General features: G+C 37.1%; 1 protein-coding gene. It reads right to left on the bottom strand.

Going from position 1 to position 3,521, the window contains the following annotated elements; translation table 11 throughout:
* Window positions 1-3,521: Ig-like domain-containing protein (locus DD649_RS17250; protein WP_294109849.1), on the bottom strand; the 3,521-nt coding region annotated here is incomplete at both ends.

Here is a 3,521-nt window from a genome sequence, read left to right on the forward strand (position 1 = left end):
AGGAGCTTTGGTATCAATAGTAACTTTGCCGGTTAAACTTTCTATCCCTAGATTCCCTGCAATATCTGTTATCCTTATTTGATAATCATGTTCACCATCTATTAGTGGTTCTGATAACGTAAAGCTCCAGTTTCCGTGCTTATCAACAAGGATACCCTTATAAATATCTTGACCAACTGTGATTTCTAAATAAGCGTCTGGCTCTGCAATCCCCGCAAAAGTCGGTGTCGTAATACGAGCTAAAATGTCCTGTTTAGTCGTAAAGTCCGTAGGGTCCACTGCACCGCCAATGAGCAAATCGGGGGCTGTCATATCAATGGTTAACTGCCCCTTAATTTTACCATTAATGCCTTGAATATTATCAATCGCAAAAATCACATAATCATGGATACCATCACTCAATTCGGTATCCACATTGATCGACCACTCTCCTCTTTCATTTGCTATGCTTTCATAAGTTGATGCCATTTTATTATTGAAAACGAGCCGTACAGTGGCATTTGGTTCTGTTACTCCCTTAAATATTGGCTTATTTACATTGGTATGATTATCTTTCTTCTCCCCAGAATCTGAATCAGGGTCTAGCTCACCATTAATCGAGGCAATTGTTTTTACCGTAAAATCACCTGATAATTTATTTAAACTAATTTGGCCAAGAATATCATGAGCTTCGATTTCATATTTATAAGTGCCATCATTTAACTCTTGTTTATCGTCTAATTTTATCTTCCATTTACCATTAGCATCCGCTATGGCTGAATATTTTTGTTTACTAATCGTTAACCATACCGTGGCATTTGCTTTTGTAATTCCACTGAATGTGGGTTGATTAATATTAATAACACCGCTATTTGAAAGTAAGTCATCTAATGTTGCGGTTATTTCTGGAGGGGTAACGTCATAGAGTAAGTCAAAATCAAACAGTGTTTCGCGGTCAATTAAATCTTTTGCCGTAATCGATAGAGAAATATTATTGCCATCCTTTATATCAATGGGAACAATATTATTAGGCAATGTTAATTCCCAACTTCCTTTATTATCTGCCTTAGTCGTACCAATGATTTTTCCCGTCATATCTTTTAGCGTAATTTGGCCTGCGGAAGTTGTTATCCCTGTAAACTTAATCTCATTTTGATTAAATAATAACTTGCCATCTTTTGTAGAAATACACTGTTTATCATTAATACCAAATTCAATATTCGGTGAAGTAATACCTTGTTCATCACTAAGTACTTTAATAATGACTTTATGCTCTGTTTTATTTCCCGCAACATCAAACGCTGTAATTTTAGCGGTATGCTCACCATTTGATAAAGTTAACTCATTAGCAAACGTCGTTTTAGAACCATTATATTTAGTTTGTAGTTTATTATGTCTTGTGGTTTTGCCATTCACCGTTATCAGGTAATAATCCATATTTCCAGAATAGGTAAAAACCAGTTGTGGATTAATTACATTAGAAACTTGAGTGCCACTATAAAGTTGCTTATCCACAATATGAAAGTCATTAAAGACCGGATCAGTAGTCAGGATATTTAGTGTCGTTTGTGCAACAGCAAGGCTTCCATCATCTTGAATAAAACTAATATGATAAGCTCCGTCCCCGCTAATAGGCACTTCGAAACGCCACTCCCCTTTCTCATTTGCTTGAATGGAATAATCTTTACCATTCACCTTAGCTGAAATCGTGCCGCCTGCCGTTATTTGGCCTTTATATACGGGGTGTTTATGGTTAGTAAAGTTGTTTCCAACCTCTCCAGAGTCTGTATCAGGGTCAAGATAAAATTTAAAATCACTGATCACTACAGAGAAAGAAGCCTCCCTTACCGAACCATAAACATCTTTAAATGTTAGGGTATAGGGGACTTCCCCTAAAGGGAGTTGAACATTATCAGGAACTTTAAAATGCCATGATTTTCGGCTTTTACCAAAATCTACTGAATATGTTTTACCTCCGATATAAATGGTTCCTTTCAATTCATCCCTATCTGAACTCCCTTCAATAGAACCTTGTAAATAAGGTGAGCGACTAGAGCTAAGACGTTCATTATTTTCTCCTGTACTACTAGATTCGGCTGAAACTTCACCTGTTATTTTCAATATACAGTTTTTTATCTGTAATCCAGGCTTATAAAATGTTTTTTCCGAAGAAACTCCAGAAGAAGACGTTGCAACAACAGATATATTATCCACATCATAACGACGATCATTGTCAAATATCCCTTCTGGAATAGTGAAGCTCCAATTTCCATCTTTATCTATTTTAGTAATAGGAAATAAATAGTTCTGTTTCTTATTTTGATGAAAATAAGAAAACTTAAACTCTAAACTAGAATCATCATTTATTTTTCCCCGAAACGTTGGGGTAAGACTATTAATTGATTTAGCTTTATTAAATTTTCCCAATATTGAAGGATTAATAAGATCTATATCTGAAAGCTCTGGTTTATGACTACTGATAACCAATTTGGCTGTTTTCTCAAATACATTGCTCGCCGCATCCGTGACATTAATTTTAAAATTCCCAGTAAAATCTTTCGGTAATTCATTAGGTAAAGTTAAGCTCCAGATACCATTGCTATCCGTCGTCGTTGAAACTAATTCATTATTTAAATGTAACGTAACTTTGCATCCAGGTTCACCTTTCCCAGTAAATACCGGTTTTTGATGTGCGGTAATAAAGTTACCTTTAGAGCCAGTATCTGTTTCTGCGGTTAATTCGATTGAAGATACTGGTGCGATATTATCAATAAAAATGTTCCCAGATATCTCTTTTAATTGCCCATTGGTTGGGTGCTCTGCCATTACAACATAATGATTATTTCCCTCAGGCTGCTCATTAACGGTAATGTCCCAGTTTCCAGTTAAGCTATCTGCCACTGTCGTAAAATCTTCACCATTAATCGATAAGGTTATTTTAGCATCCTTAGTCGCTGTTCCCGTAAACTTAGGCATTTTTATATTAGTGATATAATCACCTAGTTTACCACTATCGCTACCAACATCTAATACCACTGAAAGCATCGGAGGATGGGCTTCTCCCGCCCCTCCTGACGAGGGTAAATATGAAAAACTCTGTTCCACCGTTTTTTGGTTACCGGCGGCATCTTTCGCCACTATCTTATAATTGTTCTCTTTGCCCACTTCCGCATCAACATCAAAACTCAGTGACCACTTACCTTGGTTATCGGTATAAACCGTTTTAATTTGTCCTTTAAACTCAGCAATAATTTTACTATCAGGGTCAGCTGTACCGCTAATTTGTGGACGCTTTAATTGCGTTATTGAGGTATTCGAATTCTCTTGGCTCGCTAAGTCTAAGCTCGCTGTCAATGTAATTTGAGTATCAACCGTAAACTGCCCGTGAAATACCCCGACATTCCCTGCGTTATCCGTTACCTTGACTTGATAGTCATAGGCTTTATCTTCCGTTACGGCGGGCAAAGTTACCTGCCAAGCCCCATCCTTACCCACCACTACCGGATACTCTTGCCCAGCAAATACAACCACTGCCGCCGAGC

It is taken from the genome of Providencia sp. (genome assembly GCF_003533305.1).
GTDB lineage: Bacteria > Pseudomonadota > Gammaproteobacteria > Enterobacterales > Enterobacteriaceae > Providencia.